We start from the raw sequence: 7,265 nt of genomic DNA, 5'->3' as shown, positions 1-7,265 counted from the left end.
CATAAAAAAACTCCCCCTTTTAATATGCAAAAAATTTAGCACATTATTGCGGAGAAGTATAGTAGCCATTCCGAAGGAATGTGAAAAAAACACGGGTGTTTCTGAGGAAACAAAGTGCTCGTTTACACTAATTCCTAAAGTACAATTGAATATTAGGTCGAATTGGGAAGGAACCTTGTGTGCGTTGTTTAAACAAAATAGAATTCCACCCGCAGTCAAAACCCAAAGGCTTATTGTCCATTGTAATCTAGTTGAAATATTTTCCTTCCTTTCCAATTCCCTAAAATATAGTTCCTTGTATAGTTCTAGTCTATCCATATTTACTCCTATAAAAATTTAATATCTTCAATCTTAAACTTCTCCTCAATATAACAACTAAACAATACTTTTTAAATTCCGTCAAAATGAACGACTATTGCTCATAGGCGACTGTGTAAATTTCATTTATAACAATTCAAAAAGATGTACAAATATTTGCAAAGGAAATCACCATTATGCATCCAATTAGACTTCTTATATTGAGTCATCGCCTACAAAGTAAAAGAACAACGTAAACAAGAAAAGCTATAACCCTCAAAAAGAGACCTCCTGAAAAGGAAGTCTCTTTTTAAAAAAGTCAAAAGTTGTATTAACGTAAAAGTTGTAATACTCCCTGAGGCTGTTGATTTGCTTGCTATGCATCTATGCCTTTCGAACATAGTATAGACTATATCTTCACCCTACATAAGGGGCTGGGCACTTCGAATGTTACGACTCGTAACACCCTACGGATTTCATCGTCATAGCTTTCGCCTTAGACGGTATATCCTAGTCGTTGAACGTTCCCCACGGTTTCCCGACAGGGGCTTCGCTGCTGATTGTCCAATCTCTTCACTTTTCAAACCGTTACGTTTACCGTTTCCAGTTCCGCTTTGGTAGAAGAGCTCTTAGGATGTTCCAGCAATTCACCCAGTGATGATCTATATCATTGCTGATATAGACGCCCGTACAACCAAATTATCGAAGGAGTTGAAGAACTCCGCTCGGTATTTGCTGTGACTGAGCCAACATTGCTTGTGCTGCTTGAGAAAGAATTGAATTCTTCGTTTGTTCCATCATTTCCTTCGCCATCGTGCGAACATTAGCTTTCACTAATGACTAGACTATCTCTTCACCCTCTAGCAATCTAGTAGGGGTCGGGCGCTTCGGATTCACAATGCTGATGGACATTGTTTCACCTATGGATTCATCGTCATAGCGATTGCCGTAGACGGTTTCCTAGTCGTTGAACCTTCTCCACTCTTTCGAGACAGGAGCTCGGCTGCTGATTGCCCAATCTTTTCTTTTTTTCAAACCATCACGCTTGTCGTTTCCAACTACGTTGTGGTAAGAAAAGCTCTATAGGGTTTTCCAGCAATTCACCCGATTATAATCACTAGCCGTTACCGGCTAGGACGACTGTGCTTGTTACTGCTTAGGCAGCTAAAGCATAATCAACGTCACGGATACGAGATTCCGCAGCAGTCAGGTTTTCAGAAGATGTGTTTAAGTTATTGATTGTGTGATCTAAGCGATTTTGAAAAGAACCTAATTTTGCACGTTCTTTAGAAACTTCGTTAATAGCATTATCAATAACTGTAATTGCAGCAGTTGCTGACTCATGACTCATAACATCTAGTGCATATTCATCTTTAGAATTAGAAGTACCGTCAGTTACATTTCCAGTTGCTGTATACTTTGCACCTGTTACTCCACCAGCCTGAACATCGCCAGTAGTGCCTGTTATCCCTAAAGCTACAGATCTCATGTCGGAGATATCCACACTAAAGCTTTGGTTAGCATTAGCACCAACTTGTAATTTAATCGCGTCTGAACCTACGCCAGCAAGGGCATTGTGTACTGAAGTATCCGCAAAGTTTCCAGTCCCTGATACCTCTAAACCCTCACCTGCAGTGGTAGCTTTAATTCTAACTGAGAAATCTGTTGTAGATGTAATTTCAGCTGTTCCACCATTACCAACTTCAGTTTGTAAGTCTTCTAAAATTGTAGCAAGGTTTTTATTATGTGTATCTACAAATGCATCAGGTGATACACTGCCTTCATCAACAAACTTTTGTGCAATGGCCGCTTGGTTTTGTTTTGAACTATCAAAGAAAGCTATGGTTTGATCACCAATTTTAATATAAGATCCGTTTTCAGGTTTGCCGTTAAATGTGATTTCACCTTCGGCTTTGATAGCATCTACACCTGTTACTTCTTGTGAAGAAGTACCAGTAACACCCGTAAATGATGCGGCACCTGTCGAGTTACCAGCTACTCCATCCTTTGATTGTCCCTTTTTTGCCGTTGCTAGGATTTCACCATCTTCATTCATAGTAATATCCCAGTTTGTATTTAAAGTTGAATTTCTCATTGCTTCAAATAAATTTAATGTGTTGCTTGCTGCTGTTGAACCTGCTGTTGTACCTGCGTGTACATTTCCTGAAACAATCGATCCTGAAGTATCATGAAATTCAAATTTAACCCCATCAAATTCAACTGTCTGGCCATCCGTAGAAGCCCCATCTACTGTAATTTTATACTGGGCTTGTTCTGCATTGGCTCCACCTGATAACTTAGCTGTAGTAGCATTTGCATTAATACTTCCACCACCAACATTACCGTTCAACACTTTCTTTGTATTAAACTCAGTTGTATTACCAATTCTATTGATTTCAGAAGACAATTGGCTAATTTCTTCCTGAATTTTTTCTCTATCATCGTTAGTATTTGTACTATTTGCTGCTTGGGTTGCAAGTTCTTTCATACGTTGAAGAATATCATGAGTTTCATTTAATGCGCCTTCTGCAGTCTGAATCATAGAGATGCCATCTTGAGAGTTTCGTGCTGCCATATCTAAACCACGAATTTGTCCACGCATTTTTTCAGAGATGGCTAGACCTGCTGCATCATCTCCGGCACGGTTAATACGAAGCCCAGAAGACAACTTCTCCATAGATTTTGCTTGACCAGCAGCGGCACTATTCAACTGACGATAAGTATTCAGCGCCGCAATATTATGATTAATTCTCATTTCTAAATTCCTCCTTGAGTGTTTGTCCGGTTCACATCCTTGTGAACCATTTTTTGTTCGCGATACAAAGAGCCGGCCGGATCTCTTTCTTTTCGCTTACATTATTAATATCGTCCCACTTGAGGTAATGTTTAGCGGAAAAAGGGGAAACTTGCAGAAATTGAATAAAAGATAGAGATTGATGTACGAAAAGGGTGCAAGACGCTAAGACAATTCTTGGCAAGTTGCGAATTGATGTTAGTAACTGTAGCACCCGGTTCCATTTTGATCTTAATTTCATTTTTTTTGCATGAGTTGCTTAAAGAGGTTGGTATCTAACGTAGATGCTTCCGCGTTTGTTTCGGAAATAGAAAGAACGAGTTCGCCGCGTAGGATGTCGAAGGATTTCGGGGCTTCGATTCCGATGCGCACGATATCACCTGTCACTTCGAGGATGCGGATTTCGATGTCATCACCGATTTTGATCGTCTCGTTTGTTTTTCGAGATAGTACAAGCATGATCCATAGCCCCCTTATTCCACTTCTGCCAGCGTCCCGATTGGGTGGCGCAAGGAGAATGTATTGTCGTTCAAGATCATTTGTTTCGCTTTTTTCGTATGTTTCTGGAAGATGAGTGGGGCTTGTAAATTGATAGTGGATGTGTCAATGCGTTCTTTCAGCGAAAGAACAGCAAGAATGAATACGTCTTCTTCTTTTTCGATCCCGAGCAACTCTACAGTTGGTTCATCCACGTCGAATGAATAATCCTCCATAATCGTATAAGGATTCGCGACGATGAATGCGACACTAGCTGTTGTTGCGGACTGAAGAACTTGAAATACATTGTTTCCTTCAATTGGGAGAAGGATGAATTTCTTTTTGTTTTCGAAGCCGGGGATGCCTTTGGGGAATTCCCATAGTTGTTCGGGTTGGATGTCGATTTTCCCATGAAATTTTGTTGGAATTTTCATATCATCTGTCTCCTTCGTTCTAATGTACTAGTCGAAAGTGCGCAGGGGTGCCAGGCAAGGCCACAATTCGCGGAAGGACGCGAATTGTGTCCCTGTCTGGCACCCGATGTCCATGTTCGATTAGTAAGCTTTAAGCCTTGAAATCAATTTGAACCGATGGCTGTTGCAATAACTCCACTGATACTTTCCCTGGCGTGTATGTATGGATCGGTTTGTTCGCTCGGCTGTTATTGACAACTTTTTGAGGCTCCACCCGGATATCCACATTCCCAGGCTCAAAAGATACTTTGACACTCCCGTAGGACGGAATGAATTGAATGTTTAAGCTGCTGTATGGCTGTCTGAATGCTTGGTTGGCAAATGATGCGTTTGGACTCCCGCCGTTTTCGATCTCCATTAATTCCCTACCATCTTGTGCGCGGCGGGCGATGCCATTGAATACTTCTGAACGGGAATATTGCGTCACTTCTTCTGTGCGGCGGAAAGAACTTTTTAAGTCCAGATCAGCACGTGCTTCTGTTGTGTCAATGGATAATCGCGGTTTTGTTGTTTTCGTTGTCAGGACAGCTTGGGGCTGTTGAAGATCGAGTGTTGCGCTTGGCTGTTCGATTTCCTGGACTGGTTTTGTTGTTTGCAGTCCAATCATGCCGCGGGTTGTTTGGATTTGGAGTTGTGGGAGTTGCATCGGGTCACCTCGATTCGGGAATATACTAGGAACGTGGGGGTGCCAGGCAAGGCCACAATTCGCGGAAGGACGCGAATGGTGTCCCTGTCTGGCACCCGATACCACTGGCATCCGTTCTTAACACCGGAGTTTACGTTAACGTAAAAAGTCTACTAACGATGGTTGAATAATTCTTGAACCTACCGACAATGCCGCACGGTGGATGGATTCTTGAGTGATCATTTCAGTAATGGATTTTTCATAGTCAATGTCTTCGTTGTTGGACATTTGTTTGATCGCGATGATTTCCTGTGAACCGAGACGGTTTTCCATCATTTCGACGCGATTTTGACGCGCACCGATGTCTGCACGTTTTGTGAGAACTGCATCCATATTGCCATCAATGAGTCCGACAAAGTCGTCTAACGGTTTGGCATTTTCTGATTCTGGATTCTCTATGCTTACTTTAAACGAGTCGAACATTTCGTTTAAATCTCTAAAAACGCTAGTCAGATCCGTATTCACTTGTAATGAAACACTATCGAACACTTCGATTTCAATTGCTTTCCCGAATGCAGCATCTGTTTCGATCACACCATCATTAAAGAGCGGTGAACCTGTTTTCGTCCCACTGAAAATATATTGGTCTCCTACCTTCGTGTTTCCGAGACTTTGCATATGCTGTTGAAGATGTTCCATTTCTTTCAAAATCATTTCCTTATCGCTATCCGATACGGATCCGCCCGCTGCTTTGGTCATTAATTCTTTTGTACGATGCAATGCCTGTCCGACCTTATCAAGCGCATCTTCCGAGCTATCGAGCCAGTTGTGCGCTTCGCCGAGATTACGCTGGTATTGCGCAACTTTATCGACTTGCATGCAGTAGCCCATCCCTTTCATCGCAACGACGGGATCATCGGATGGACGGTTCACTTTTTTCCCAGTTGTAATTTGGTCTTGAAGCTTGCCCATTTTATTGTAGCTTGTGGAAAGATTCCGAAGCATGTTATTAGACAACATGGATTGTGTTATGCGCATCTATCGAACGCCTCCTTCCTTATCTTCCTGCAAGCCCCATACCGTTAATGATTTTATCGAGTGTTTCATCAACGACGGTAATCATTCTTGCCGAAGCGTTGTATGCTTGTTGGTATTTGATCATGTCCGTCATTTCCTCGTCGAGCGATACAGAGCTGATCGATGCGCGGCGATGTTCGACGGCGCCTAATAATGTTGCCGTGTTGAAAGTCATCCGCTCAGCTTGCTGGCCATCTACACCGAGCTGACCGATTATGCCTTGGAAATAAGTTTGGACAGTAGAGCCACCGAGACCCTCTAGTCCATTAAATTGCATATTTGCAAGTTCCTTCGCTTGATTTCCGTTTCCTTCTTCTTCAATACCGGAAGATGCTCTAATTAAACTTGGATCTTTTATGATGGCATCATTTACTTTCAAATTGCTTGTAGAAAATGGTTTTGTCGTATCTTCACGAATAAAAAACCAATTCGGTGCACCATTGCCTTCTAACGGATAACCCTTTGCATGAATTTCATTAAATTCTTCTGCAAATGCTTTAGCCATGTCATCAATTTGTGCAAGCATTTCAGGGTATAAACCTTTTGTAACGCCACTTTCCTCATACCCATATGAGTCTACGAGCGACTTCATTTTACCGATATTGTGCATAGATTCGACCCCGATTGGACCACCTGCCGCCTTACCGGATGCAGTAAATGTAAAAGCTGTGATCGGTCCAGTCGGATTTCCTTGGTTGTCTGCCCCGTTCACGGACATTTTTGCAAAATCATTCCCATTTACGACGTCAATCGCACCTGTTGAAGTTTTAATGCGGACAGTCAATGACCCTTCCGCAATGTTAAGCGCACGGCCGCCGGAATCAACTTTTTCTGTTTCGATCGGGAAAAACGTTGCCAATTGATCGAGTAATGAATCGCGTGCATCATATAAATCATTCGGCAAATAGCCATTCGGTTCAACTTGTGCGATTTGGTCGTTCAAGCCTGCAATTTGCTCTAAAATAGCGTTTACTTCGCTAGTCACCACACCAATTTCTTTCCCTAAGTTTGTTTGAACCTCGGTTAATGATGTATGGATGTAATTAAACGAATCCACCACCGCAATCCCGCGCTGTACAACAACTGCACGTGCGCCGCCGTTCTCGGGATTGACCGCCAAATCTTGCAAGGACTGCCAAAATTCACTTAGTGATTTCGAGAGTCCATATTCGGATGGCTCATTCAACACGTCTTCCATCTGTGAAATCGCCTGTGACCGAGATTCCCAATACCCGAGCTTATTCGCTTCTTGCCTAAACTGATGATCCACGAATGTATCGCGAATTCGCTGAATCGAACCCGCTTCGACACCTGTCCCTAAAAACCCAGGCATCGTTCCCGTGTTCAGTCCTGTACCTGGAAATCCTTGTGACGCCTGCATATTAACACGCTGGCGGGAATAGCCGGGTGAATTGGCGTTACTAATATTATGACCCGTTGTATATAAAGCGGATTGCTGCGTAAACAGTCCGCGTTTATTCGTTTCAAGTCCCATAAATGTCGATCTCATGTTGCCGACAAC

6 protein-coding genes and 1 pseudogene are annotated in these 7,265 nt (G+C 42.5%); all 7 read right to left on the bottom strand.

Going from position 1 to position 7,265, the window contains the following annotated elements:
* Positions 1-996: 996 nt before the first annotated feature.
* Positions 997-1,128: pseudogene (locus AU377_RS15255) on the bottom strand (flagellin); the annotation flags it as partial.
* A gap of 325 nt (positions 1,129-1,453) precedes the next feature.
* Positions 1,454-3,052, bottom strand: a complete 1,599-nt coding sequence (locus AU377_RS15870) for a flagellin (RefSeq protein ID WP_067406013.1) — start codon at positions 3,050-3,052, stop codon at positions 1,454-1,456.
* Positions 3,053-3,328: 276 nt separating this feature from the next.
* The gene (gene csrA, locus AU377_RS06715; RefSeq protein WP_067406010.1) at positions 3,329-3,550 is read right to left on the bottom strand and encodes a carbon storage regulator CsrA; all 222 of its coding nucleotides are present in this window, start codon (positions 3,548-3,550) and stop codon (positions 3,329-3,331) included.
* Between the two features lie 14 nt (positions 3,551-3,564).
* Positions 3,565-4,002: a flagellar assembly protein FliW gene (fliW, locus tag AU377_RS06710; protein WP_067406007.1), complete on the bottom strand. Its 438-nt coding sequence runs from the start codon at positions 4,000-4,002 to the stop codon at positions 3,565-3,567.
* Between the two features lie 130 nt (positions 4,003-4,132).
* Entirely contained in the window at positions 4,133-4,687 is a 555-nt protein-coding gene (locus tag AU377_RS06705) for a DUF6470 family protein (protein WP_067406004.1), read from the bottom strand.
* 135 nt (positions 4,688-4,822) lie between these two features.
* Positions 4,823-5,704 (bottom strand): flagellar hook-associated protein FlgL, encoded by an 882-nt coding sequence (gene flgL / locus AU377_RS06700; RefSeq protein ID WP_067406001.1) that lies wholly within the window; start codon positions 5,702-5,704, stop codon positions 4,823-4,825.
* A 19-nt stretch (positions 5,705-5,723) separates the two neighbouring features.
* Entirely contained in the window at positions 5,724-7,253 is a 1,530-nt protein-coding gene (flgK, locus tag AU377_RS06695) for a flagellar hook-associated protein FlgK (protein ID WP_067405997.1), read from the bottom strand.
* Positions 7,254-7,265: the final 12 nt, after the last annotated feature.

Origin of the sequence: Sporosarcina sp. HYO08 (assembly GCF_001563475.1) — a bacterium.
Lineage (GTDB): Bacteria > Bacillota > Bacilli > Bacillales_A > Planococcaceae > Sporosarcina.
Note: the sequence above shows the minus strand (reverse complement) of the source record. Positions and strands in the feature narration are given on the sequence as shown.